We start from the raw sequence: 25,358 nt of genomic DNA on the forward strand, positions 1-25,358 counted from the left end.
CGACCGCCTCCCCCGCCGAAAAGATGGTTCAATCCGGGATCGATCCCTCGATCGGAATCCGGCGAAGGGTCTCGATATTGTCGACTTTGTTGGACTGTGAGGCATGCTGTCCGGGTGTCAGATCGAGGTGACACGCTCGGCAAGGTCAGGCGGTGACGTGGTTGGCGGCGGAGTTGTGCTCTTGCGCAGAGCCTGCGCTTCGTGCAACCAGCATCGTACCGGCGCTCGCGGTACGACCGCCCCAGCCGCCTCGATGCAACGCGCCACTGAACTCGCTCACGATGAAACGCCAACCGTTCGTTGTTCACAACCCAGCATCGGCCCGACCTGGAGGCAGGTCACCGTGTCGGAGGTGACAGACGAATTCGAAGCCTCGTGCTCAGCCGTCGGTGACGACGACCGCAGCTCCCTTGGCGTTCTTCTTGATAGATTCGATGCCCTTCAGGCAGGCGTCCTTGGACTTGTAACCCTGGCCCTGGGCGACGATCTTGCCGTTGGCTGCCTTGAGATGGAAGCGGAAATCTCCACCCTTGCCCTTGAACACTTCGAACTTTGCTGCCATCGACTCCTCCTCCGTTCAGACTGGTGCCCCCCATCCTACCAGATCGTCTCAGGGTGACTCGATGCCCGGAGATGTACCTTATAATCCAACCCCGTAGAAGGTTCCGAGACATCGTCCCGCGGTCACAGGCCGCAGTCTGAAAGGAAGCAGCATGGTCAATCTCACGAGCTCGGCCAAAACAGTTTTCAGGTTCAACGGGAGAATCTCTCGCCGGTGGGCGGGTTCCTGGATTGGCGTAATCCTCCTCGTATTCGCCATGGGCTGCACCTCGAGTACGTCATTCGAGCCTCTCGGTGTCACACTCGTCGACCTCGAGGTCACCGAAGTAACCGTGTTCGAAACCACGCTCGCGGCTCAACTCAGAATCACCAACCCCAATCCAGAAGCGATCAGCATTGACGGCGGATCGTTCACGCTCTACCTCGACGAAAAGAAGGTAGGGAGGGGCACGACGGCCGAGGCATTCAACGTGGATCGATTCGACTCGACGATTACGCAGGTGGTCTTTCACATCAACAATGCGTCCGCGCTCCTGCGTGTCAAGGAGACCTTTGGAAAGGATGAGGTCAGCTACGGGGTCCGGGGAAGCCTTTACACCCAGGGCACGTTCGGGGCCAAAAACCTCAAGATCGAAAGAACGGGCCGCATCGACCTCCAGGGCGAGAAGACCTTGGAGACCGACCGGCCCGATTTCGAGGATTGACCGAAACAGGATTCGGTCAACAATTTCAATCCTTGAGCACGAAGGTGACCTTCAGGTTGACTCGGTAGGCCGTCACCTGACCGTCCGACACATCAACCTTCATCTCGCTCACCCACGCTCCCTTGACCTTGTCGAGGGTTTTGTCCGCGCGCGAGATACCCTGCGCGATGGCGTCTTCGAAGCTCGTCGCCGAGGAACAGCTGATTTCGGTTACTTTCGCTACTGACATATCATCTCCTTTGCGTTTGTGGACCGCGAACGGCCCGTTTTCGATGAGCGAACCTGGCCTCCGAGTGAGTTGTCCTGTAGTAGCGAGCGAGTTTAGCACAGGTCGCATTCTCGTTATCCGGTCGCGTCAACGGGGCACCGATCAAAAATCTCTGATATTTCCTGGAGCCAGTGAAATTCTGTGACATAATCCCCGAATCCTTCCGCATGGGGTGTTGCGCGGCGGGAGAAAAATTGGAACTGGGCCCCAACTCCGGGGAGCAGCGGCGATGCTGCCGGTGCTCTTCCGGGGCTCGATATTTTGAAGGAGGTCGGAAATGAGAAAGACGCTTTTGGGATTCGCGATGATTGCTGCAATCGCGCTCGTGGTACTGCCGAGCATGGGCTGCAACGGTTGCGGTCAGGCAACCGAGAACGCGATCGAAACCACCGGCGAGGCAGTTCAGAAGGCCGGCGAGAAGATCGAACAGAGCGGCGACAAAGTGGGCGACGCGATCGACGAAACGGCGGAAAAGGCCGGGGACGTCGTCGAAGCCGGAGCCGAGGCTGTTGACAGGGCTAACCAAGAGGCAAAAGAAGCGGGACGCGAGATGGTCGACGATGTCCAGAAGGCAACCGGAAAAGTCGTCGAAGAGACTGGTGAAGCGGTCAAGAAGACCGGCGAGAAGGTCGAAGAGACTGGCAAGAAGGTCAAGGAAAAGGGTTCCGGCGGAGACAACTAGTCCAATCTCTGTCGAACACCTCAAAAATCAAGGGGCGGGGATGATCCCCGCCCCAGGTTTTTTCCTGTTGTTGCCGGCGATGGCTCTACCAGCCTCCGCTCGCGCCACCACCGCCGAAGCTGCCGCCACCGCCTGAAAACCCGCCAAAGCCACCACCCCCGAATCCGCCACCTCCACCGGCACCCGGAAACGGACCCCAGAAGACCCCACCGCCCCTGCCCCCGGTCCGTGTCGTCGGTGCCTTCGGCAAGATCAGCCGTAGCAGCGGAAAGCCAATCAGCCACACCCCGGCGGCGATCAGCCCAACCTTCGGCCCGAACATGGCCGACGGCAGTACGAAGAAAAACGGCGTCAGGAACAGGTACAGGATCCACGCGGCCGAACCCCGCGCAGATAGCGCCGCGTTGATGAAAGGCAGGCCGAAGAGCAGGAAGAAGATCAGCGATCCGACGCCAGGCAAGCCGGTTTCTCGGGGCTGGCTCTCGGGTAGTTCGAGCCCCTCGCCCCGGACTGCTGCCGAGACAGCGGATACCGCTTCGTCGACTCCACCCGAAAAGTCGCCCTGTCGAAATCGCGGTGCCATGAGGTAGTCGATGATGCGACCACTCTGGGCATCGGTGAGCGCACCCTCGAGACCATAGCCAACCTCGATTCGCATGCGACGATCATCTCGGGCGACCAGGATCAACACGCCGTCGTCGACGCCTTCCCGCCCCAATTTCCAGGTTTCTACCACCCGCATCGAGAAATCCTCGATCGGATCTCCCTCAAGACTGGGAATGGTCAGCACCACGACCTGAGCGCCCGTCTCCTCCTCGAGAGCCCGCAACCGTTCTTCGAGGCGTGCTTCGAACGAGTCGTCAAGCATGTCGGCGAGGTCGTTGACCCGGCCTCCGAGGTACGGCACCTCGAGCGCGGCGACCGTCGCCGCCACCAGCATGAAAAAACCCGCGGTCCAGATGATCGAGCGACGAACATTGCCGGTCGACATCAGCGCTCCCTCACACGCGGCTCGTTGGCGAGCTCATCTTCGTCGTCCTCGCGCAGGGTCACTTCGAACCGTTCGAGCACCTCGCCGCAACGACCGATCGTCTCCTTCAGCGCCTCGCAGGCCCGGCCCTCCTTGATGCCGATCACCAGACGAGCCACCAGTTTTTCCCACTCGCCCTTCGGAACGGCCCTGTGGATTCCCTCGTCGGCCAGAATCACCGCCCCATGCTCGTAAAGCGCAACAAAGATGAGGATTCCGGTTCGGTCTGCGGTTGAAAATACCTCTTCCTCGAGGAAAGCCGATTTGGCTCTGAGCTGCACGTACCAGTCGATCACGTCACTCGAGATCAGGTGGCGACCGACCGCGTCGATGCCGGTAATCAGATATCCCAGGCCGGCGCCCAACGAGGCAGGTAGCGTGATCCACATGACGCCGGCAGCGCTCCAGAACTCACCGAAATAGTTTGCCAGTCCGGCGACGAGAGCCAGGCCTAGCGCGCCCATGGTCGCACCACGCCATCTGGCTGCGCCGCGGTCGACCACACGCTCGACGATGTACGGAACGATCTCTCCGCCGGTGCGGGATTCGGCCTGCGCAGTCGCGTCGCGGATCGACTCGAGATCGGCCTCTGAGAACAGCTTTTCGATACGCATTGTCCGGCGACCGATGATCCGCCCTAGAACTCCACCACCGGCGCCTCGTCCGACCCCGGTGCCGCCTCGAAATAACCCTTCTCTTCGAAACCGAAGATATTGGCAACGATCACCGCCGGGAACCGTCGACGCGCCGTGTTGTACTCGCGGGCCACCTCGTTGTACCGGTTGCGTTCGACAGCGATCCGGTTTTCGGTGCCTTCGAGTTGAACCTGGAAGTCGCGGAACGCCTGCACGGCCTGCAGCTCCGGGTATCGCTCGACCACCACCAGCAGGCGAGAAAGAGCCGACGACAGAGCATCCTGATTGGCCTGGAAGGCCTCCATCTGCTCCGGTGTCGGAGATCCCTGGATGTTCGGTTGAGCTATTTTGGCTCGTGCCTCGATCACGTTCTGCAGTGTCTCCTGCTCGAAGTCTGCCGCGCCCTTGACGGTCGACACCAGGTTCGGAATCAGGTCCGCGCGCCGCTGATACACGTTTTCGACCTGCGCCCAGGCCGCGTCAACTCCCTCCTGGAGACCCACGAGGTTGTTGTAGATGCCACCCACCAGAAACGCCACGAGCAGCACAACCCCCAGAATCGCCAGCCCACAACCGATAGCTTTGCTCATTTCCTCAGCCCCACTTTCTTACCGACGTCGGTGCCGGGCATTGTACAGCAGCGCATATGAGTTGAGAGTTAAGAGTTGAGAGTTGAGAGTTGAGAGTTGAGAGTGACGAATTTTGAATTTTGAATTCCCCCCCAGCCACCCGGTGGGTTTGCGGAGTCAAAGCGTGGGTGGGAAATTCGAAATCCGCAATATGACTGGCCACGGTACACTTGGATCGCTGAGGCGTTTATGGAAAAGGAACAACTTCCGATAGTCGACGAATACCGCCGCTTGGGGCGCCGCGATGTGCTCCGTGCGTGGCTTCCGCCCGCAATAGCGGGCGTTGCCCTGGCCGGCCTCGGTTTTGGATTTTCCAATCGCGAAGGCCGCCACCAACCGCCATCGGCCGAGTCACTGACCAAACCGAGAGACTGGCGTCTGAATCCCGAGAAGGCGGGGAGTCTCGCGACCGCCCGCGGCAAAGGCCCGGTTGAAAATATCAGGGCCGCACTCGGCGTGTTCGGCGGAATCGAAACCTTCATCAAGCCCGGCGACCGTGTAGCGGTCAAGCCGAACTGCGCGTGGGACCGCAAGCCCGAGCAGGCAGCCAACACCGATCCCGACCTCGTAGGAGAGGTGGTACGACTGTGCATCGCGGCTGGAGCCGCGTCAGTGGTCGTCGCGGACAACTCGTGCCATGACCCCGGTCGTACATTCTCGCGTTCGGGAATCGAACAAGCAGTTCGTGAGGCCGGAGGCTCGATCGCACATCAGCGCAACGCTAGGACGGTGCGTTTCAACCTCGGGGGTACGGGGCTCGGCTCCTGGGAGGTGCTCGAACCCATCGCCCACGCGGACCGAGTGATCAATATTCCCGTGGTGAAACATCATTCGTTGTCCCGGGCCACCCTCGGTATGAAGAACTGGTTTGGCGCGATTGTCGGCAGGCGTTCCAACCTCCACCAGAGGATTGCCCAGAACTGCGCCGAACTCGGGGCGGCCTTCCGACCAACCTTCACTGTCATCGACGGTACGCGCATCCTCACCGGCGGAGGTCCCACCGGAGGTTCACTGGCTCTCGTCAAGCCCACCGACAGCATCGCGGTCGCAACCGACCCGGTGGCGGCAGATGCCTGGGGGGCGAGCCTTCTCGGCCTCGACGCCGAGCAGCTGCCCCACATCGCAATCGCGGCCCGCCTGCATCTTGGAACTGCGGACTGGAAGTCGGTGTTGGTGGAAGCATGATGCTGGATGCTGGATGCTGGATACTCGATGCTCGATCCATCCACCCACCAAGGGTCCGACGACTCTTCGAGTGTCGAGGGTCAAACATCCAGGATCAAGGCCTGGAAACTTCCAGTGATTAGGCCTCGCGCGCGACACTTCCGGATCCTTTCGCAAGCGGCATTCCTGTTGGCTTTCCTCGCGCTCTTCTGGGGTCTGGCGGAGCCGCGGGTACCGGCAGCGGCCGCGTCGATTCTCCTCGCCCTCGACCCCCTGACCGCGGTTGGTACGATTCTCTCGGACTGGACGCTCGTCGGCTGGACCTGGCTCGGTCTCGTCGTGCTCGCGCTCACCGCTGTTCTGGGCCGCTTCTTCTGTGGCTGGATCTGTCCCCTCGGCACGCTGCAGCACCTCGTATCGTGGATCGCCGGCCCGGAACGGCGCAAGCTTCCCAAAATCAACCGTTATCGACGCTGGTTTTCAATCAAGTACATCGTTCTCGCGGTGCTTCTCACGTGGGCGGCCCTCGGGACCGACCACATCGGCTGGCTTGATCCGATTCCCCTACTCCACCGGGCGTTTGCCGCCGGCATTCGTCCGATCTGGCACGGGGGGCTCTCGCCGGGCGGATGGATTTCGTTCGGGCTTCTCGCCGCCATCCTCCTGATGTCGGCCTGGATGCCGCGATTTTTCTGCCGCGGCGTGTGTCCGCTCGGGGCCCTGATGGGCATCTTCGCGCGCCTCGCACCCCTGCGCATTCGTCGCGACCAGAAGGGTTCCTGCACCGGCTGCACCCTCTGTTTGTTCGCCTGCCAGGGAGCGGACGAGCCCCTTGACAAGCACCGCGTCAGCGAGTGCCACGTCTGTCTCAACTGTCTCGGCTCGTGCGGCGAAGACAGCCTGCTCTACGGTCTCGCCCGAGAGGACTACGAGGCGCCGATGCCGGCGCTCGATGTCGGTCGGAGGCGCTTTCTTATCAGCGTCGCCGGGTCCGCAGCGTTTGCGCCCGTGCTGCGCGCTGCTGGCAGCGGAGGCGAGGGACGCGCGCATGACGCCATCCGCCCTCCCGGCGCCCTCATCGAAGAAGCTTTTCTGTCGCGCTGCATCACGTGCGGCGCCTGCTCGGCCTCCTGCCCGACCGGCGTCATCCGGGCAGACATAGGCAAAACGGGAGTCGACGGTCTGTTCACACCGATCCTCGACATGAAACGGGGCTGGTGCGAGCCTTCGTGCATTCGTTGCGGGGAGGTCTGCCCGACCGATGCTCTGGAAACTTTGGACCCGAACGCCAAGCAGGCCATCGGCGGTCCTGCAGAGGTCACGATCGGCACGGCGTTCGTCAATCGTGGCCGGTGTCTGCCCTGGGCCATGGAGACTCCCTGCATCGTTTGCGAGGAGATGTGCCCGACCTCGCCAAAGGCCATCTGGCTTGAAACGGTCGAAATCACCCGCCGCGACGGAAAACCGGTCACTCTCCAGCGTCCCGCCGTTCAACCCGACCTGTGCACCGGATGCGGGCTGTGCGAGAACCGCTGCCCGGTCGGCGAGAAGGCTGCGATCAGGGTCTCATCAGTCGGCGAGTCGCGCGACCCCCGAAACCGGATGTTGCAGACCCTCCAGACCTCCTGAGAGCGCGCAGCGGAAAAGGAGAAAAGGAGATGAATAGGATGGGTGGTTCCCACTACACCTTCTCACATTTTCCACTCTTCACCTCTCCTCGTGAAAGAGAGTCACCCGATAACCGAGGTGGGTCGCTTGTGATCGAAGTTACCCGGAGAGTCCCAGCAACTCCTGCAGTTTAGCCTTCGAATGCTCCTCCACGACGTCATGCAATGAAGCGCCGTGGGAGTCCATCGTCACCATGACCGGAAACCGCTCGACCTCGATCACCCACAGCGCCTCGGGCACACCGAACTCGGAGAGCATGAAGACCTTCTCGACCCTCGGGATCGCTCGTGCGAGCACCTGGGCCGCGCCGCCGACCGCGTGCAGGTAGACCGCTCCGTGTTCGCCCAGGCCCTCGAGTGTTTTCGCGCCCATTCCCCCCTTGCCGATGACCCCGCGCAGGCCGTAGCGACCGATCACATCCGCCTGGTAGGGTTCCTCACGGATCGAGGTCGTCGGGCCGGCAGCCACGAAATCGTAGGTCCCGTCCTCGTTCTCGGCCACAACCGGTCCACAGTGGTAGATGACCGTATCCTTCAGATAGGGCGCGACGTTCTCACGGTAGTCCTCGATCAGCCACTTGTGGGCCGCGTCCCGGCCCGTGATCATCCGTCCCGTGAGCTCCACGAAATCTCCGACCTTGAGTTCACGGATCGACTCCTCGGCGACCGGAAGCTTCAGCTCAGCCATGTCACGCTCCCTTCCGTATCGATGTGTACGGCCGCCTTTCTATCAGCCCAACACATGTAGGTAACCGTCACGAAATAGCACGCCGGCAGACGGTCGAGAACGCCAATCTTGACAGCGAGCAGGGTCGTTTTTCCGCCGAAACCCATCGGCCCGACACCGAGCTCGTTGCCCTCCGCGAGGAGCCTGTTCTCGAGCTCCGCAAGCTCCGGAACCGGATTCGTGTCCTTCAGCGGGCGCAGCAGCTGCCGCTTCGATTCTTCGAATGCTGATACCCGGTCACCGCCGATGCAGACTCCGAGCACGCCCGGTGCGCATCCCTTGCCCTGGGCTTCGACCACTGCATCGAGCACCGCCCGTCGCACGCCCTCGAGATCGCGGCCGGCGCCGAGCCTGCCGTCCGGCAGCTTGTACTGGGTGCCCACGTTCTCGCTGCCGCCCCCTTTGAGGATCATCCGGACCTCGATCGTTGGCTCATCCCATTGCTCGAAGTGGAGGAACGGAATGCCACGCCCGGCGCCGTCACCGGTGTTTTTCCCGGTAAGGGTGTCGACGGCGTTCGGTCGCAAGTACTTCCTCGCCGTTGCCTCGCGAACCGCTGCGACAAAATCATCCCTCAGCCTGCGCGTGCTGACACCGCTCGGGTGGTGAATCCACACCACCGGAGTCCCGGTGTCCTGGCAGATCGGCGCCGAACTCTCCCGCGCCAGATCGACGTTGTTGAGAATCGTACCGAGGGCAATGGAGGCGAGACCATCGTCCTTTTCCGCCTTTCGTCCTTCTTCGAGCGCCTCCACCACGTCGGCGGGCAGCTCGGTCGAAGCCCTGCGGATCAGCTCGACGAATGTTCCGATATAGGACTGCGAATCTTCCATCCAGACACCTCCTGACGAGGAAGTATACGCCTGCCACCTACCCCGCCGAGCTTTGAATTTTGAGTTTTGAGTTTCGAGTTCCCAACCGCCCACCCACCTCTCCGAATTTGCAGCGGGAGTAACTCAAACCTCAAAACTGAGAACTCAAAACTGACGCGGAAGGGTGGTCGGCTATGAGACGATCTTTTTCTTGAGAATCAAGACCTCGAAGGCGATGCTGGCCTTCTGCGCCGCATCGACCAGCGCCTCGCGGTGGAGATTAGGCGTCCTCGAGTTGCTGGCATCCCCCACGAGATACGCAACCACCCGGTTCTTGACCAGCACCGGAATGATCGCGATTTCGGTGGGTGGTGGATCTCCCAGAGTGCTGGTCAACAGGCCGTTGGTCTCACCGGGCGGGATCCGGCCCCAAAACCCGTTTTCGTCACCGGCCTCGGACAGAACGGACTTCGTCTCCGTCGGGATCGAAAACGATTGGACGTCGTCCACCACAACCCCCGCGCCCTTCGCCAACCAGCCCACGATCTTCCCGGTATGAACGACGAGCAGAAAACACCGATCGAGAATGGCTGAGGCCCTGCGCAACAACAATTCTCCGACTTCGTCCCTGTTGTCGGCCTGGCACAGCAGTTGTCTGTAAGCCTTCGAGTCCAGGGGACGGGTCGCGGCCGCGCGGTTGCTCTTCGGAATCGGTGAGAGTCCCGGGAAGGTCGACGCCAGAGGGTTGTTGCCGTTGTCCTTCTTCTGCTTCACATTCAGTAGATCGGAGGATCTCAGTCGGGGCGGTTTCCACAACCGATCCCACGCGTCCGTCGTGCCAGCCGATCGCACCCGACGCCCGTGGCGCCGGTTCGGGTCAGCCGTTTCGGTCGGATATTCCTGGATTTCGGTAAGGGCTTCGAGGATTGCCGTTTCGGTCGCCACATGAGGTTTGATGTCGAGTCCGAGATAACTGATGACCTCCTCGATCGCAGCGGGGTTTCTCGGTGTCGTCATCGCGACACCGAGGTTCTCACCGCGTTTCTCGAAGACCATTGCCTGTATCCGCCGAGCCACATGAGTAGGAATCAAGCGCTTCAGCCTGTCCGGCACGCGGCGAAGGACGGCTGAAGAAACCGACGGTACGTCAAGCTGTTCCGAGAGCGCCTCGAGCAGGGCGTGCTCGTCGACGAACCCGAACTTGAGCAGTTGCGTCCCGAGACGTCCTCCGTTGTAGTGGCACGCCTCGAGGCCCGTATGGAGTTCGGCGATCGCAATCGCTCCACGTTCGAGCAGAATCTCTCCAAGCCTTTTCACCACACCATTTTAACCCGCATTATTCATGAAACCTCTAGTGCGGCCGGCGATTCACCATACCCAGCGGTGTCCGCTCGCCTCAGGGTGCTCTCCCCGCCGACAACAGCGCGATGTGGCCGAAGGCTCGCCACAGGGCGAGCCCATCGGCCACGCGCTGGTGGTGGTGAGACACAAGCGCCGAAGGCGCGCCGTAACGTACTGTCAAGTACGCCTCCGCGCCCTGTGAGGCCCGGCCCGGGCTTCAGCTCTTTCCGCGGAGAATGGCGGTCAGTGCGTCCCCTGCGACCCGGGAAGCGGCCACCATTTCGTCGATCACGGATTCGGGCACGGGCTGTCCGGGAATATCCCCCAAGAGATACCCCTTGGTACGGCCCTTCATCTTGAGCGGCACGACCAGCACCTCGACCGGCGCTGGCAAACCCAGTATTTCGAGGACCTGGGCATCGACCGGGCCACCTTGGAGCGGACCGACGTATCGGTCGATTTCCTCCAGCTCCCAGAACACCGACGGAATCTCGGAAAGGGTCGAGAAGGATCTCAGATCGGGCGCATCCAGTGGCAGGCCCCGACCCATCCAGCCCGACACCTTGCCGTGATGAACCGCGAAAAGGCATATCCTGTCGAGCCGCTGGGATGCGTAGTGAGTCAACTTTTCCCCGAGCTCAGCGGCACTCGAGGCACTTCCGAGTTGGCGAAACAGCTCGGTGCTGCCGATCTTGGCTCCCCTGACCCTGCCCTCGCCCGAACCGACCGGGATCAGGCTCGGGAAGCTCGCCGTCAGCACCGTACCGGCGGCCTGTGGCCTGCTGTACAATTCGAGCAGCGTCGCGGGTTTGACATGCGGCCTCCACAGGTCATCCCATCCAAAGCTTTCGGTGTCCGCCACCACATCGGTCAAGAGATCCGCATCCGAGTCGACCGCAACTGGAACGAATTCCTTCGCGCGTTTGAGGGCGAGTTCGATGGTTCGATCGGATGCCACGAAGGGCTCCACTTGCAGCTGGGTAAAGCTCGCGATCCGGTTGATGATCTTCGGATCCGCAGGGTTGCTCATCGCCACCTGGAGACGGCCATTCACCTTCCGGAAGGGAACGACCTGAAGTTGCTCCAGCATCGCTCGCGGAAGAACACCGCTGTCGAGTGACTCGAGGAAGTCCAAAAGGGTTCCGGCCGAGATGAACGGGACTCCCTGTTGCTCGGCAAGGGCCTCCAACAGCGAACGCTCGTCGATGAACCCCTGGTCCACCAGACACGTGCCGAGCCGCTCCCCGCCCTCTCGGCAAGCTTCAAGACCGGTCTGAAGCTGCTCGACCGAAATCGCCCCCCGCTCGATAAGCATCTGACCCAGGAGTCCCATGGCGCATATTCTACAACTTCTGCACAGTCAACCCCACAGGCTTTACAAATGATGCCATTTCTGGCGAAATCCGACCATTTTGCGCAGTGGGCGCAATTCGAAGGGTCGATTCATTGAGCAAAATCAGCGAGGAAGGCGTCAGAAATTCAAAATTCCGCGTTCAGAATTCCGAATTCCGAATTCTTTTCGTCATCAGCACCGCGTCTTCGCCATCCGGATAGTACGAGGGACGGCTGCCTACCTGCTCGTAGCTTAGCGAAGCGTAGAGAGCGACGGCCGCTGAGTTGGAAGCTCTGACCTCGAGCGTGAGAGTTTCTCCTCCAACCTCGGCAGCATGGTCCTCGGCGAGAAACATGAGTCGCTTGGCGAGCCCGGCGCGTCGGTGAACCGGAAGGGTCGCGACCTTGAGCACGTGGAGATCGAGGTATTGCCACGCACAGAACAGATACGCGATCATCTGCCCGGATGGGTCGATGAGCAGTCTGTTGAAACGACCGTCGGCCAGAATTTCGGACATGAAGAACTGCGGCGGCCACGGATCCGAGAAACACTCCAACTCGGCCTCGGCCAGTGCCCTCACATCGCCCAACTGCGGCGGACGGACCGAAAGGCGCTGCACGATCTCAGCTCTCGCTCTTGCGAGTGGAAATGGGCGGTCCTTCGACGTACAGGGGCTCCGCATCATCTCCGGGCAAACCCGTCTCCGCCAGATACATGAGAGCTTCGGCCGAGCTCCGCACCGCAGTCACTCGCTCGGCATCGCCCAGATCGAGGGCCTCGGCTGCCGACCAGGGTCCTCGGTCTGCCACCTTTGAAATCGACAGAATTTCGATGTTGCCCAGTGCCCTGGGCAGCTGTTCGCCGGAAATTTCGAAGTGTCGGGCGTACACCTCCCCCCGGCGGCCGGGCTGCGCGCACCACACCTGCGCCGGTCCGGCACACCGGGCGGCCAGCATCACGAGGGATTCGTAGGCGAGGCATCTCGCGCCGACCGCGGCGACCAGCCCGGCCGCCGTCGCCAGCCCGGATCGAATACCGGTGAAGGAGCCCGGACCGCGGGACACCACAATCTCGGAGATCGATTCTCCGGTCAGCCCGGCATCTTCAACCAACAGATCGATCGCAGCCAGCACAAGAGTCGAGCGCGGCGCAACGCCCCCGAGGCGAACCAGCGAGATCGTCCTGCAGGCCGCAGCGGACAGCGCCACCTCGAGCTGCGGTCCACAGGTCACCAGGGCGAGACGAACTTCGCTCGCTTCCGGATCCTGCCCGGACGATTCTTGGCCGGTCATCGTCCGGCTCCGGTTCCCGTCTGCCCACCCGGCGCGGGCGCCAGTTCCAGAGTCGCCAGGGTCGCTGCCTCGACCGCCTCGCGGCTGAACGGAAGGCGATCGTGCCCAAGATTGAGCCAGCTCGAGAGCTGGTCCGAGTAATGGCGGGACCACGGGCGCCCACTCTGCCCGACCGGCAGAACCAGAACGGCCGAGTCCCAATCGCCAACATCGGCGACAAACCGCAGCGCCGGTATGGAGGTCACTGAATACGGCTCCCGCCTGTTCCAATAGTGCGCGTTGATCGTCACGTTGCCTCCCGGTACCGGAAACGGACCTTTGCTCCACGAATCCGATAACAGCTCGGTGGCAGGCGAGAGACGGGCGAGCGGGTGGTCGAATCTCACCCTGTGGACCTCTCCCCATTTCTTCTGCGGACCCATGCCGTCCAGGCGATTGATCACACGATCGAGAATCTCAGATTGCGTCTGGCGTCCGGCCGTTGCAACATCGTCCCACCATGATTCTTCGAGTCCCCCGGCCAGCAGCCGAAGCACCTCTTCCGATCCGATCGGATTCCAGCCGAGCTCCTCCCGTTCCGCCTCATCTCCACCCACCGCCTGCGCGAGCTCGATCATGAAGCGCGAATACAGTGTCGCCGTGGTTGATTCCACATTCATGCGCGCATCCCACGCCAGCAACGCTTCGGCCGTAGGCCCCTCGCGCCCTTCGAGTTCCGGCCTGAGTTGGCGGAGCAGGGCGATCGCGCGAGCCGACACCACATCTCCCTGAAGCTCCGCGAATCCCTCGACAGTCCAGTCGGACCGTGCCGCGAGCGCTCCCCGAATCCGCCGCGCCCTCCACGGAGGTGCGAATTCGGCTGGAAATCTGTGTCTCTCGGGAAAATCTCCTTCGCTGAAGCAATCATGGTTCGCTGCCGCGACGAAGGCTTCGCTCGGATCGATCAAGGGAGCGGCTGCCACCGGTTGGAATCCCTGCCACGCCCACCGCGAATCGGAACCCGGCGACGGCAAACGCCCCGCTCCTCTCCCTCGGTCCGGAACCCGACCGACAACCTGCTCGAGGATGTGTCCGTTCACATCCGCGGCGATCAGGTTCATCGCGGGGCCGACCACGTCGTCCCAGGCCGCCGCGACCTCGGTCACGGTGCTCGCACGGTTCATTCCGAGGATTGCAGCCGCCACGCTCGGACCGTGACGGCCGACCCACGACAACGCGAGGGTCTCTCCCCGCTGCTCTCGAACCACCGGACCATGCTGCGACAGACGAACCTTGAGCAGAACCGGTGCGTCCTGCCAGCGCACGACAATGTCCTCGGCCACGGTCCTCAACAATTGCCAGCGCCCGTCCACCAGCTCGCGAGTGCGATCGTCATCCAACGTGAGCACGAAAAGATCCTGGTCGTCGAGCATCGCCAGCGTGAGGCCCCACGCGACCCCCTGGGTGTGGCCGATCACGACCCCCGGAATTCCGGCCAGCGAAACACCCGCAACGTGGGTGCGCGGCCCTCGCAGGTGAACGGCAAAGAACGAACCCGGCATCTGCACGCCGAGATGCGGATCGTTGGCGAGAAGAGCTCTGCCCGTGGCACTCCGTTCGGGCGCCACCGCCCAACTGTTGGAACCGAAGCCACCCATCGGTGGGGTGATCGCTTCGTCTTCGCGGCGCGGCTGGCTGACGCCATCTCCGGGCGGAACCCAGGCCTGCACCTGGGCGGGCGTCCAGCCCCAGAGATCGGTAGCTCGATCGCGGCCGAGCCGGGAGAGCTCTACTGCCCTCTTGAGCTCTTCCCCCATCGCCCAGCTGAGCTCGAGCTCGAGCAGCATTCCGATCGTCAGCGAATCCTCGACCTTCCAGGGTACGGGGTCGACACCCAGAAGCCATATCTCAGGAGCGATCCACCTCCCGAACTGGCCGATGGCGGCATTCACACCGGCCGCATAGGAATCCAAAACCCGTCTTTCCTCGGTCGACAGCATCGCCGATTGTCGCCTCGCCGACGCGGCCAGCCGAAGCACCCTCATCTTACGATCATTGTCCAACGCTGCTTCGCCGAAGACCTCCGAAAGGCGTCCCGCTCCCTTTCGCCGAGCCAGGTCCATTTGGAAGAACCGGTCGCGTGCGTGGACGTACCCGAGACTGAACCAGAGACCGGACTCACTCTCCGACTCGATGTGCGGGATCCCCCGGTCGTCGATCAAGACCCTGGATTGCGCAGGGCACCCGGCAATCACCTCGGTCACCGCTCCCCGTTCGGGGAGCCGGCTCGATGCAGATCGTACGCGGAGGTGGGTGAGGGCGATAACCGCGGCAAGAACCAGAAAGACGACCAGCGCCAAGAGCACGAACCACCCTCGGCGAATCATGACGACTCACTCTCTCCGAACGGCTGGCCCTTGCCCGTTTCGCAGTACGCCTTGAGGCTCCGCATGTAGGAACCCCAGTGGAAGTTGCAGTTGGCAAAGAAGTCAGTCACCTCACGCCAACCGCCGTGAGTGAAACGCAGCACGGTCGAACCCTCCCGGTCTTCGAGATCGAAGGTGAATGTCGTGGCGACCCATTCCGGATCCCCCTCGAGGCAGACCCACTCGACGCGTTCGTTTGGCTCGAGCGCCTCGATTCGCATCCTGTCGTGATACCGATCGCCGAATCTGAAGCTCGCGATCGAGCCAACTGTCGGGGTGGCTATGGTCTCCGTGGTCCACCAGGCGGCGAGCCCTTCCTGCTCGGTCAATGCCGCATACACCAAGGCGATCGGAGCATCGATCGTCAGGAGGTGCTTGATCTCGAACATGCCCAATCCTTTCAGCCGCTTTCAATCAGCAGGATACAAGATGATCCCACCCCTCCAACAACCCAATTCTGAATTCTGAATTCTGAATTGGATCGTCAGGGTATACTCTCCCGTCGAGACCTCATGTTGACATCAATTCCGATTCATCAACCAGTGACCAACGGACGGGCGACATGAGCCCAAAGGTGACGCCCGCAAAGCGCCTGGCACGACTGACCTCCGTACTAGACGGTGCGCGCAGCATGCTGATCATCGTGCAGAACACACCGGACCCGGACGCGATCGCCGCCGCCGCCGCACTGCGTGAACTGGCAAACGAACGCCATGAGATCGCATGTTCGATTGGCCACTCGGGCGGTGTCTGGAGAGCGGAGAACCTGGCCCTTCTCAAGTACCTGGGCCTCAACACCCGGTCTCTCGTCGATCTCGACCTTGATCGCTTCGACAGGTTGAGCATGGTGGATGCCCAGCCGGGCGCCGGAAATGTGAACTTCGATCCATCGGTCCGGCTCGACGTGGTCATCGACCACCACCCGATCCGACGCGAAACCCGAAGCGCGAGATTCACCGATGTGAGAAGCCGCTACGGAGCAACCTCGACGATACTTTTCGAGTACCTCAAGCAGGCGAAAATCGAGATTCCGACTCCAGTTGCGACCGCGATGGTATATGGCATCAGATCCGATACCCAGGACCTCGGCCGCGAGAGCACTCGAGCGGACGTGGAAGCCTTCCTTGACCTCTACCCGCTCGCCAATCCTCGTGCCCTCGGCCGAATCGTCCAAGCGACGCTGCCCCGCACCTACTTTTCCAAACTGCGAAATGCCCTGGACGATGCAAGGATCCACGGCGACCGAATAGTCTCATACCTCGGCCAGCTCGAATCACCAGAGATGGTGGCAGAAGCTGCAGACCTGCTGCTGCGCGCCGAAGGAATTCAATGGGCAATGACCATGGGGATTATCGACGATACGCTCCACCTCAGCCTCCGTACCACGGACCGAGAACGCCACGCGGGTCGGGTCGCACGCAACCTCGGGGGGAGGAGCGGCTTCGGTGGCGGCCATCAGGCGTTGGCTGCGGCGCAGATCCCCCTCGAAGAGACCGACCTGAGCGAACGAAAGCTTCGGACGAGGATGAGGGACCTGACGAAGAGGTTTCTGCGTGCCACCGGCGACGCCAAGGAACCCGGCAAACGCCTCTGCCAATAATTTTCAATTTTGAATTCTCAATTCCCCTCCTGCCCCCTGTTCTCGGGGAGGGTGGTTGGGAACTCACCGACAACAGCGCACCGTGGCCGTAGCTGAGGGGGTCGGCTCGAGGGCGGGTGGGAAGCGTACGGCCACGCGCTGGTGGTGGTGAGTCGCGACGCCCACAGGGCGTCCGTAATTCAAAATTCAAAATTGAGAATTCAGATAGCTTTTTCGTAGACGCGGTAGACCTTGTACAGCTCACCGTCCATCAGGCGGACCGCTCGTTTGGTGAGCTCGTTGTCCTCGAGAATCCACGAGTATTCGCACCACTTGTAGCCGACCTCGAGGCTCTTTTCGAGGCCCTCGCCGAGAAGGATCCCTTCGACGCCCCGCTTCCTGTGCCCTCTCTTCGTTCCGAGAGTGAAGAGGCGCAGGCCTTCGAGGGTTTCCGGTTTGGTCGTGAGGACATGCCTCAGAGTTCGCAGCGGGTGCCGCCACGGCGAACCGTCGAGATCGGCGAGTACCGGATTCCAGTCGGGAATGGTGAGGAGGAAGGCCACCGGTTCTCCGTCGTAAAGGGCGAACCGCAGCAAATCGGGATGCACGAGTGGCCGTAGCTCCTTTGCCAGCCATTCGATCTCGGCGTCCGCCATCGGCACGAACCCCCAGTTCTTCTCCCATGCCGAGTTGTAGATCTCCTGTACCAGCTTGACCTCGCCGTGGAAATCCGAAAGGTTGGCGCCTCGGGTCGTCAAACCCGGATTGCGTTCTTTTGTCCTGTCGGCCAGCTTCTTGAGGCGCCCGAGGCTCGCGCCATGAACCGGCGAGATGTAGGCGTTCAGATCCTTGGCCTTGCTGTAACCCGCTCCCTCGATGAGTCGCGGATAATACTGCGGGTTGTATGTCATCATCAGAACGGGCGGTCTCGAGAACCCTTCAATCAGCAATCCGCACTCGTAGTTGGTTGATGGGTTCATCGGACCGATCACCGACCGGACACCCTTTTCGGACGCCCACGCTTCAGCCGCGTTCAACAGTCCGCGAGCGACGTCGGGCCGGTCGATGCTCTCGAAGAAGCCGAAGAAGGCGACGTTCTCTTCCTGAAATCGGTTGTAGTTGTGATTCAGGATGGCTGCGATCCGGCCGACCGCATCGCGGCCGTCCCAGGCTACGAACAGCTCGGCCTCGGCCGCCCTCCCCTTTTCGTAGAAGGGGTGCTTCTCGACGTCGAGAAGCTCGCGCACGGACGCTTTCAGTGGAGGCACCCAGTTCTTGTCATTTCGGTAGATCTTCCACGGCAGGTCAACGAACCGCGCCAGATCCGACCGGTTTCGTACGGGTCGTACCTTCACGCGATCACTCCCATCTCGCGGCCCACTTTTCGGAATGCTCCGAGTGCGCGATCGAGGTGATCTCGAGAGTGGGTCGCCATGTACGAGGTCCGGATCATCGCCCTCCCTTCCGGCACGGCCGGCGAAACGACCGGGTTGGCGAAGACGCCCTCCTCCTGCAGTCTGATCGTCATCTTGAACGCGGCCATGTCCTCGCCCACCACCAGTGGAATCACGGGAGATTCCGACTCGCCGGTGTCGAATCCCATGGTCGAGAACTCACGCTTCATGTAGTCCGTGTTCTCCCACAGCTTCTGCCGCCGCTCGGGTTCGCGCTCGATGACCTCGAGGGCCTTGATCACCGAGGCCACGGAGGCCGGCGGTGGGGCGGCCGAGAAAATCAGCGAACGCGCGTGATGCTTGACGTAATCGATGATCTGGCTGTCACCGACAACGAATCCGCCGACCGTGGCCAGCGACTTCGAGAAGGTGCCCATCACGAGATCTGCCTCATCCTCGAGCCCGAAGTGCTCCGTCGTGCCGCGGCCATTCTCGCCCATCACACCGATTCCGTGTGCGTCGTCGACCATCAGGCGAGCTCCGAATTTCTTCTTCAGCTCGACGATTCGTGGGAGATTCGCGAGGTCGCCCTCCATTGAGAAGACACCATCGACGACGATCAGCGACGAACGGTCATCTTCAACGCTTCGCAGCCGCTCCTCCAACGCGTCCATGTCGTTGTGCCGGTACTTCAACACCCGCCCAAAGGAGAGCCGGGCTCCATCGAGGATGCACGCATGGTCCAGGTTGTCGAGGATGACGACGTCCTTGCGGTCGATCAGACTCGAGATGACGCCCAGATTGACCTGAAACCCGGTCGAGAACGTGAGGGCTGCTTCCCGGTTCATGAACTCGGCCAGCCTTCTCTCGAGCTCGACGTGGATCTCCAGGGTGCCGTTGAGGAATCGCGAACCCGCCGTTCCGGTTCCGTAACTCTCCAGCGCCTCGGCCGCCGCCTTTTTGATTTCCGGGTGATTGGTCAACCCGAGGTAGTTGTTCGAGCCGAGCATGATCACACGTTGGCCGTTCATCGTCACCACCGGGTCCTGTCCGGAGGCGATCATGCGAAAGTATGGGTAGATTCCAAGGTCGCGAACCTCGTCGGCTTCCCTGAAATTGAAGCACTTCTGAAAGACGTCCACCTTCACTCCGCCGTGAAAATTACGCTCACCCGATCTCAGGCCCACTTCGCGCACAGAAGCGGCGTCGACATGATAGCAGGGGGAACCCCGGTCTCAGTTCAGCCAACCCCGATCTCGATACCAGGTCCAGGTCACGTCAACCCCCACCCGCCATGGAGTCAGATCAGTCACACCGAGAAGCTTCAGGCTGTCGCCCGTCCGCGCGGTCCAGTGACGGGCCAGCAGCTCGCGACTCTTGTCGGACGTCAGCGCCAGCCGACGCCAGCCGAGCCTCTGCAGAACGCTGCCGATCACCCCTGCGCCTGACACCAGCGCCGGCGGTACCCGCAGGACACGAGCCTTCACGCCGCCGATCTCGCAGAGAGAATCGATGAGCCCTTCGAGCTCGAGCGGCTCGGCTTCGCCGACGTGGAAGACCTCTCCGACGCTCCCGGAGGCCGCGGCCAGGATCGAGCGCACCACATCGCCCACCCAGGCCACAGTCAACCACCGTTCGCCGGCGGGGAGCCCGACCAGCCCGCTGCTCGCCATGCGGAAGAACTCGAAGACGTCGGTATCACGCGGGCCGTAGATCGCAGCCGGCCTGAGAATCGACCAGCCGCCGTACCCTTCCCACTTTCGCACCTCATCTTCGGCGGCGAGCTTCGATCGGCCATACCAGGAAATTGGCGCAGGCACCGCCTCGGGCCCGACTCCCTCGGGCGAACGCGACGGACCGACCGCCGCCAAGGAAGACACGTTGATCAGACGGGAGCCTCGGGCGGTTTCCTGCATAGCCGAGACCAGACTTGCAGTCCCCAACCGGTTGCCTTCGTCGAACTCTCGCTCGCGACCGGCGCGGAGCACGCCCGCCAGGTGGAAGACCGTTCCAGCGTTGTCGACGAGTTCGTCTAGGGCCCGGGGGTCGGAGAGCGACCCGACAACCCACCGAACGGGTGCGTTGGCGATCCAGCGCGGCGCCTCGGGATCACGAACCAGGATGCGGGGCTCGATACCGGCAGCACACAAAGCGTCGACGAGATGCGAACCGACGAACCCCGTCCCGCCGGTGATGGCAACCGGCTGCGGAATGGCGTCGAGCCACGGCTTCACCCGATCGGGCGAAACGAGGGGATTTCGATGCGAGAAGTCTGTCATCGTCGAGGGAGATTGTACCGGGACGCGCAAGATCAGTTTTGAGTTCTTAGTTTTGAGTTTTGAGTTCCCAATTTTCCCCCCGTTCCGAACCGGGGGTAGGCGGGGGAAAACTCAAAACTCATAACTCAAAACTCATCACTGAGCACGAGGAGCGCGGCCGCGTTATTCGAGGCCAACGTATTCACCCCAGGAGGTGGATGTTTCCCAGACTCGAACCCGCTCCAGCTCGAGGCCGGTCGGGATCTCGTAGCTCGTCCCGCTCGGAGACTCGACCGTACCATCGGCCGCGATCCGCTCCGCCATCTGTTGGTAGATCCACCGCGCCAGCACCTCGGTCGTCGGATCGCAATCATCGAAGATCAGCACGCGATCACCGATCGCCGTCAGTCCTTCGAGTTGAGGGTCCGCCGAGTTGAGCGCCATTGCGTGGTCGAGTCGCTTGACGATGTCGATCACCACCATCTTGAGCGCCTTGTAATCACACACCATATCGTGGTCATCGAGCTCGCGACCACGCGCGACAACCTCGATTCGGAGGCTGTGTCCGTGCGGAAAACGGCACTTCTCCGGGTGCTTGCTCAGCCGGTGCCCGTATTCCACCTCGAATGTCTTGGCGATCCTGAAGAAACCCATTCAAACTCCCCGGCCCCCTCCGAAGAGGTCCAGATGTAGGCGCGGAGTGTAACGAAAGCCGTGCTCCAGACACAAGGCCGCCACTGACGGTGCCCGTTCAGCCACCTCCTCAGCGTTCCTGCCCTGGGCCATGAGGAGGACTCGTCCCGGGTCGATTTTCCCCAGGGCGCCGAGCAGGTCGAGGATCTCCGGCATATCGCCGGCGTTCTCGACGACGAACTTGAGCTGGTGTTCGGGGAAACGCTCGAGGAGCTCCGTCATGGGCTCGCGATTCTTCCGCAGGCGGCCGTGACGATCGTTGTTGGCGTCCGTCGGGTCGGAGTTGGCAGTCTTCGGCGAAAGGGACAGAAGGTCGCAATAAAAGACGGGATTGACCGTGCCGGCCGTTTCGACAGTGATATGAAGGCCAACCTCAAGCAGGCCTCTCGTGAGGGCTCCGATCTCCCTTTGGATCAGGGGCTCTCCGCCGGTGACCACGACGTGACCGACGCCCGACGCCACCGCTCCTTCGACCAACTCCCCGACTGCCCGCCGCTCCCCCTCCGGCTCCCAGGAGGCGTACGGCGTGTCGCACCATCGGCACCGCAAATTGCACCCTGACGTGCGGATGAAGTGCGACGGCACACCGGCCAGCAGCCCTTCCCCTTGGATGCTGGTGAAGGTCTCGGAGATGAACATAGGTGGTGAAGGTATCACCCCGATTGTCAATTAGGAATTAGGAGTTAGGAATTAGGAATTTCCACCCCCCCCCGTTCTAACTGAATGCCTCGGGCGGTTGGGCGGCATTCCTCATTCCTCATTCCTCATTTAGGGATCGTCAGCAGTCGACTCCCCGGCATGAAGGTGATGCCAGAGATGGCGCCCGAGCCGCGGGCCCAACGCTCTCTGCAGCTCTTCGACGGTTGCCTGCTGGACGCCGCGAACCGATCCGAAGCGATTGAGCAATGCACGCGTCCGACCCGGCCCGATCCCTGGAACCGCCAGAAGCTGCGAGGAAAGGGTCCTCTTCGAACGCCGAGACCGGTGGCGGCTGACCGCAAACCGATGGGCCTCGTCGCGGACCTCGCGCAGGACGAGGTGGGCCGGGTCTGATGCATCGAGACGCAACGGTTCCGACGCCGCCGGCAGCCAGACCAGTTCTTCGCGCTTGGCAAGGGCGACGACCGGCAGGTCGACGCCCAGTGAGTCGAGGGCCGCCATCGCCGCGTTCAGCTGCCCGACGCCGCCGTCAATCAACACCAGATCCGGCATCTGTCGTTCTTCGTCACGCAGGCGGCGGTAGCGCCGTCCGACCGCTTCGGCGATCGCCGAGAAGTCGTCGATACCCTCGATCTCCCGAATGTTGAAGCTCCGATACTGGCGTTTGTTGAGGCGCCCGTTCTGCCAGACGACACACGAAGCCGTCGTCTCCTTGCCGCTCGAGTGGGAGATGTCGAAACACTCGATCGAGCTGACCGGGCCCGTCAGTCCGAGCGCTTCGCCGATCCGGCGGGCGAGGTGTTGAGCCTGCGAACGAGGCGCCCGGAAGCGAAGATCGAATGCCGCGCGGGCATTGTCGAGGGCGAGCTGGACGCGACGCGCCCGCTCACCCCGCCGAGGTGTCGAAATATCCACCGCGTGATCGCCGGTGAGGCGCAGAAACGCCCGCAGCATTTCACGGTCATCTTCGTCGAGCTCCTGTGCGAGCTCCACCCGCCGGGGAATCGACGGGTTCGCTTCGTAGTATTGGGCCAGGAAGCTCACCAGGAGCTCGCGCGCCGCGACGTCGCCAACCCCTTCGAAATGGAACTCGCGCTTGTCCACCAGGCGGCCCGAACGATAGGGCAAAAGACAGACGGTGGCGTGCTCGCCGTCAGTCCAGACCGCCACGACGTCTGCATCACCGCGGCCGGGCCGTTCGACATCCTGTTTCTCGCCAAGACGTTCGACGACCGCGAGCAGGTCGCGATAGCGGCCTGCGAGCTCGAAATCCTCCCGCTCCGACGCCGCCCACATGCTCTTTTCGAGCCGCGGCAGGAGGCTCCAGCGGCGGCCCGCGAGGAAGAGCCGCAACTCCTCGACCACCTCGGCGTAGGCCTCGGGCGTCGTCAGGCCGTCCACGCACGGTCCCAGACAGGCTCGCATGTGGTAGTAGAGGCAGGGCCTCGGCAGGCGACCGTCGATTTCGATCTGGCAGGTCCTTACCTGGAAATGGGTGCGCGCGAGATCCATCAGCTTGCGCGCCATACGCTGGCCCATGAAGGGCCCGAAGTAGCTGTGGCCGTCGTCGCGGACCTTTCGAGTCAACTCGATTCTCGGCCACGCCTCGCCGGTCGTCAGCTTGAGGTAGGGATAGGTCTTGTCGTCCCTCAGATGGACGTTGAAACGCGGGCTGAGACGTTTGATCAGGGTGTTTTCGAGGATGAAGGCCTCGGCCTCGCTGGCAGTCACGGTGAATTCGAGACGGCGGGCCCGCTCGAGCATATTGAGCGTTCGTTCTGGCAGATCGTGCCTCCCGAAATACGAAAGGACTCTTCGCCGCAGGTTTCGCGCCTTACCGACGTAAAGGTCATTCCCCAGCCGATCCTGGAATCGGTAGACCCCCGGCCGCTCCGGGGCCTCCTTCGCACGTTCGAGGAGGGGATGCGGGTCGCTCATCTCAGCATCTTACTGCGGCCAACGTTTAAACGTTGAAACGTTAGAACGTTAAAACGTTTTCTGCCTCTGGGACCCGGTCTCAGTCCTCGGGAACCAGGCCGAGGCGGACGAGCGCGCGCCGTGCCGCCTGGTGCTGAGCGTCACGCTTGCTGACACCTTCGCCACGGGCCACCGGTTCACCATCCCAGAGCACGTCGTAGACCCAAAGGCGACGGTGGTCGGGACCCGACACACCGACCTTACGGTACTCCGGCAACGGCAAGCCGCGCGCCTGGGCGACTTCCTGCAACGACGATTTCGGGTCCGCCAATGCGAGAGTACGGTCGTCCAGGTTGTCCAGATCATCGGCGAACTGATGCTCGACGAATTTGAGTGCGGCTTCCCATCCGCCATCGAGCGCGATCGCGCCAACCACCGCTTCGAAGAGGTCCTCCAGCAGGGCCGATCGCTCCCTTCCCCGCCCCAGCTCCTCGCTCGGGCCGAGAACGACCCAACCGTCGAGGCCGAGCAGCGCCGCCCTTTCGGCCAATCGCTCCGAACGCACCAGGTGAGCCCGCTTGCGGGTCAACTGACCCTGATCATCTCGCGGGAATTCTTCGAACAGTATCTTGGCCGCCGCGTGGCCGATCACCGCATCGCCGAGAAACTCGAGCCGCTGATAGGAACCCCTCTCCTGCGCCGTCAATGCCGAACCGTGGCGGAGGGCACGCCGCAGCAGGTCCTTATTCTCGAATCGATAGCCGAGGAGGGTTTCGAGCTGTTGAAGGGCTTCGTCACTGTTGGCCGTCATGCGGTCATTCTACAAAGGGATTTGAATTTTGAATTCTCAGTTTTCAATTTTCAATTCCCCTCCACCCCCCGCACATTGGGGGGGCGGGCGCGAAATCCGAAATTCGAAATCCGAAATGACATGACGACGGCCTGGCCTCGGCAGGCCAGCCGGAATGTCATCCCGAGCGAGCGCAGCGAGCCGAGGGATCTATGGCGCGGGTGAATGGGTCCCCTTCCCCCCTCTGCGCCTTTTCTCCATTTCTCCATTTTCGACAAAATGATCGGCCTATCGTCCTGACTTATTGATGATCTCAGTCATGCGCTCGAGAATGCGTTCGCCGTGTGAACCTGGCCAATAGACGCGTCCGCAGCCGTTGCAGCGGCGGAATCTGGGCGAGGTCGCCAACACGTGCGGTGGCGCCACATCGGCCACGTCCTCGCGTCTCACGTCGACCAGATCGCCATTGCACTCCCCGCAACGCGCGTGGTCGAGGTTCGCCTCGGGACGGAGCCCGAGGCGTTCGAACACCTCGACCAGCTGATCCTCCAGCCCCTCACTGCGAATGAGCATTGTCCGCGGACCGGCGGACGCCAGCTCACGATCCCTGGTCAGCAGCCACCTGCCCTCGGAGCGGGCCATCTCCGCCAACACACGGTCCTCAGGTCCCGGCTCCAAAAACCCGGTGTCGTAGCCGAAGAAACGGAGCCAGCGGGCCAGAGTGCCCAGCATCGCGTCGCACAGGAAGCGATGATCCCGTTCGCGGTGGCTGTCGTCGAACGTCATGTCCTTTCGAGATTATCTCTTTTGCCAGACG

The 25,358-nt window shown here is 62.1% G+C and carries 26 protein-coding genes; 5 read left to right on the forward strand and 21 right to left on the reverse strand.

The genetic code is table 11. From position 1 onward, the window contains the following. Positions 1-379 precede the first annotated feature (379 nt). Positions 380-562 (reverse strand): DUF1508 domain-containing protein, encoded by a 183-nt coding sequence (locus LJE93_09500; GenBank protein MCG6949131.1) that lies wholly within the window; start codon positions 560-562, stop codon positions 380-382. A gap of 151 nt (positions 563-713) precedes the next feature. Between LJE93_09500 and LJE93_09505 the strand changes: the two genes are divergently transcribed. Beyond that, the gene (locus LJE93_09505) at positions 714-1,265 is read left to right on the forward strand and encodes an LEA type 2 family protein (GenBank protein ID MCG6949132.1); all 552 of its coding nucleotides are present in this window, start codon (positions 714-716) and stop codon (positions 1,263-1,265) included. Positions 1,266-1,290: 25 nt separating this feature from the next. Here LJE93_09505 and LJE93_09510 read toward each other — a convergent pair whose 3' ends face one another. Further along, the gene (locus tag LJE93_09510; protein ID MCG6949133.1) at positions 1,291-1,494 is read right to left on the reverse strand and encodes a dodecin family protein; all 204 of its coding nucleotides are present in this window, start codon (positions 1,492-1,494) and stop codon (positions 1,291-1,293) included. A 316-nt stretch (positions 1,495-1,810) separates the two neighbouring features. Here LJE93_09510 and LJE93_09515 point away from each other — a divergent pair, with 316 nt between their 5' ends. Beyond that, complete coding sequence (locus LJE93_09515; protein MCG6949134.1) at positions 1,811-2,215, forward strand: hypothetical protein; 405 nt, start codon at positions 1,811-1,813, stop codon at positions 2,213-2,215. Between the two features lie 85 nt (positions 2,216-2,300). Here the strand turns inward: LJE93_09515 and LJE93_09520 are convergent, their stop codons facing one another. Genes LJE93_09520 through LJE93_09530 form a run of 3 tightly spaced genes read right to left on the reverse strand, consistent with a single transcriptional unit; the run spans position 2,301 to position 4,470 of the window. Continuing rightward, on the reverse strand, positions 2,301-3,206 hold the full coding sequence (locus LJE93_09520) for a TPM domain-containing protein (protein ID MCG6949135.1): 906 nt from the start codon (positions 3,204-3,206) through the stop codon (positions 2,301-2,303). After that, the gene (locus LJE93_09525; GenBank protein MCG6949136.1) at positions 3,206-3,859 is read right to left on the reverse strand and encodes a hypothetical protein; all 654 of its coding nucleotides are present in this window, start codon (positions 3,857-3,859) and stop codon (positions 3,206-3,208) included. Before LJE93_09525 ends, LJE93_09520 begins: the two co-directional genes overlap by 1 nt. A 23-nt stretch (positions 3,860-3,882) precedes the next feature. After that, a complete protein-coding gene (locus LJE93_09530; protein ID MCG6949137.1) occupies positions 3,883-4,470 on the reverse strand; it encodes a LemA family protein in 588 nt (195 codons plus the stop codon). Positions 4,471-4,698: 228 nt separating this feature from the next. On the opposite strand from LJE93_09530, the gene LJE93_09535 reads away from it, so the two are divergent. Next, on the forward strand, positions 4,699-5,694 hold the full coding sequence (locus LJE93_09535) for a DUF362 domain-containing protein (protein ID MCG6949138.1): 996 nt from the start codon (positions 4,699-4,701) through the stop codon (positions 5,692-5,694). A 114-nt stretch (positions 5,695-5,808) separates the two neighbouring features. Beyond that, entirely contained in the window at positions 5,809-7,302 is a 1,494-nt protein-coding gene (locus tag LJE93_09540; GenBank protein MCG6949139.1) for a 4Fe-4S binding protein, read from the forward strand. A gap of 138 nt (positions 7,303-7,440) precedes the next feature. Here the strand turns inward: LJE93_09540 and LJE93_09545 are convergent, their stop codons facing one another. The 8 genes from LJE93_09545 to LJE93_09580 form a co-directional block, all read right to left on the reverse strand. Further along, positions 7,441-8,028 carry a fumarate hydratase C-terminal domain-containing protein gene (locus LJE93_09545; GenBank protein MCG6949140.1) on the reverse strand — a complete coding sequence of 196 codons (588 nt, stop codon included), beginning with the start codon at positions 8,026-8,028 and terminating at the stop codon, positions 7,441-7,443. Further along, positions 8,016-8,900 carry a fumarate hydratase gene (locus tag LJE93_09550; GenBank protein ID MCG6949141.1) on the reverse strand — a complete coding sequence of 295 codons (885 nt, stop codon included), beginning with the start codon at positions 8,898-8,900 and terminating at the stop codon, positions 8,016-8,018. Before LJE93_09550 ends, LJE93_09545 begins: the two co-directional genes overlap by 13 nt. A 171-nt stretch (positions 8,901-9,071) precedes the next feature. Beyond that, on the reverse strand, positions 9,072-10,196 hold the full coding sequence (locus tag LJE93_09555; protein MCG6949142.1) for a hypothetical protein: 1,125 nt from the start codon (positions 10,194-10,196) through the stop codon (positions 9,072-9,074). Between the two features lie 241 nt (positions 10,197-10,437). Beyond that, positions 10,438-11,553 (reverse strand): hypothetical protein, encoded by a 1,116-nt coding sequence (locus LJE93_09560; protein MCG6949143.1) that lies wholly within the window; start codon positions 11,551-11,553, stop codon positions 10,438-10,440. 160 nt (positions 11,554-11,713) lie between these two features. Then, entirely contained in the window at positions 11,714-12,172 is a 459-nt protein-coding gene (locus tag LJE93_09565; GenBank protein ID MCG6949144.1) for a GNAT family N-acetyltransferase, read from the reverse strand. A gap of 4 nt (positions 12,173-12,176) precedes the next feature. Further along, a complete protein-coding gene (gene tsaB / locus LJE93_09570; protein MCG6949145.1) occupies positions 12,177-12,845 on the reverse strand; it encodes a tRNA (adenosine(37)-N6)-threonylcarbamoyltransferase complex dimerization subunit type 1 TsaB in 669 nt (222 codons plus the stop codon). After that, positions 12,842-15,211, reverse strand: coding sequence for a penicillin acylase family protein (locus LJE93_09575; protein MCG6949146.1), 2,370 nt, complete (start codon positions 15,209-15,211; stop codon positions 12,842-12,844). The genes tsaB and LJE93_09575 overlap by 4 nt, the downstream gene beginning before the upstream one ends. Next, entirely contained in the window at positions 15,208-15,639 is a 432-nt protein-coding gene (locus LJE93_09580) for an SRPBCC domain-containing protein (protein ID MCG6949147.1), read from the reverse strand. The genes LJE93_09575 and LJE93_09580 overlap by 4 nt, the downstream gene beginning before the upstream one ends. A 173-nt stretch (positions 15,640-15,812) precedes the next feature. On the opposite strand from LJE93_09580, the gene LJE93_09585 reads away from it, so the two are divergent. Then, a complete protein-coding gene (locus tag LJE93_09585; protein ID MCG6949148.1) occupies positions 15,813-16,850 on the forward strand; it encodes a DHH family phosphoesterase in 1,038 nt (345 codons plus the stop codon). Positions 16,851-17,050: 200 nt separating this feature from the next. Here LJE93_09585 and LJE93_09590 read toward each other — a convergent pair whose 3' ends face one another. From LJE93_09590 to LJE93_09625, 8 genes are all read right to left on the reverse strand, one after another. Beyond that, entirely contained in the window at positions 17,051-18,184 is a 1,134-nt protein-coding gene (locus tag LJE93_09590) for an N-acetyltransferase (protein MCG6949149.1), read from the reverse strand. Further along, positions 18,181-19,365 carry a pyridoxal phosphate-dependent aminotransferase family protein gene (locus LJE93_09595; GenBank protein ID MCG6949150.1) on the reverse strand — a complete coding sequence of 395 codons (1,185 nt, stop codon included), beginning with the start codon at positions 19,363-19,365 and terminating at the stop codon, positions 18,181-18,183. Before LJE93_09595 ends, LJE93_09590 begins: the two co-directional genes overlap by 4 nt. A 93-nt stretch (positions 19,366-19,458) precedes the next feature. Beyond that, a complete protein-coding gene (locus LJE93_09600) occupies positions 19,459-20,502 on the reverse strand; it encodes an NAD-dependent epimerase/dehydratase family protein (protein MCG6949151.1) in 1,044 nt (347 codons plus the stop codon). 162 nt (positions 20,503-20,664) lie between these two features. Continuing rightward, positions 20,665-21,135 (reverse strand): 6-carboxytetrahydropterin synthase, encoded by a 471-nt coding sequence (locus LJE93_09605; protein ID MCG6949152.1) that lies wholly within the window; start codon positions 21,133-21,135, stop codon positions 20,665-20,667. Next, positions 21,136-21,813, reverse strand: a complete 678-nt coding sequence (locus tag LJE93_09610; protein MCG6949153.1) for a 7-carboxy-7-deazaguanine synthase QueE — start codon at positions 21,811-21,813, stop codon at positions 21,136-21,138. A 129-nt stretch (positions 21,814-21,942) separates the two neighbouring features. Beyond that, on the reverse strand, positions 21,943-23,772 hold the full coding sequence (uvrC, locus tag LJE93_09615) for an excinuclease ABC subunit UvrC (protein MCG6949154.1): 1,830 nt from the start codon (positions 23,770-23,772) through the stop codon (positions 21,943-21,945). Positions 23,773-23,851: 79 nt separating this feature from the next. Then, entirely contained in the window at positions 23,852-24,562 is a 711-nt protein-coding gene (gene rnc, locus LJE93_09620) for a ribonuclease III (protein ID MCG6949155.1), read from the reverse strand. 267 nt (positions 24,563-24,829) lie between these two features. Then, the gene (locus tag LJE93_09625; GenBank protein ID MCG6949156.1) at positions 24,830-25,327 is read right to left on the reverse strand and encodes a Mut7-C RNAse domain-containing protein; all 498 of its coding nucleotides are present in this window, start codon (positions 25,325-25,327) and stop codon (positions 24,830-24,832) included. Positions 25,328-25,358 lie beyond the last annotated feature (31 nt).

The sequence above is a fragment of the Acidobacteriota bacterium genome (assembly GCA_022340665.1).
In the GTDB taxonomy this organism is placed as follows: Bacteria; Acidobacteriota; Thermoanaerobaculia; order Thermoanaerobaculales; family Sulfomarinibacteraceae; genus Sulfomarinibacter.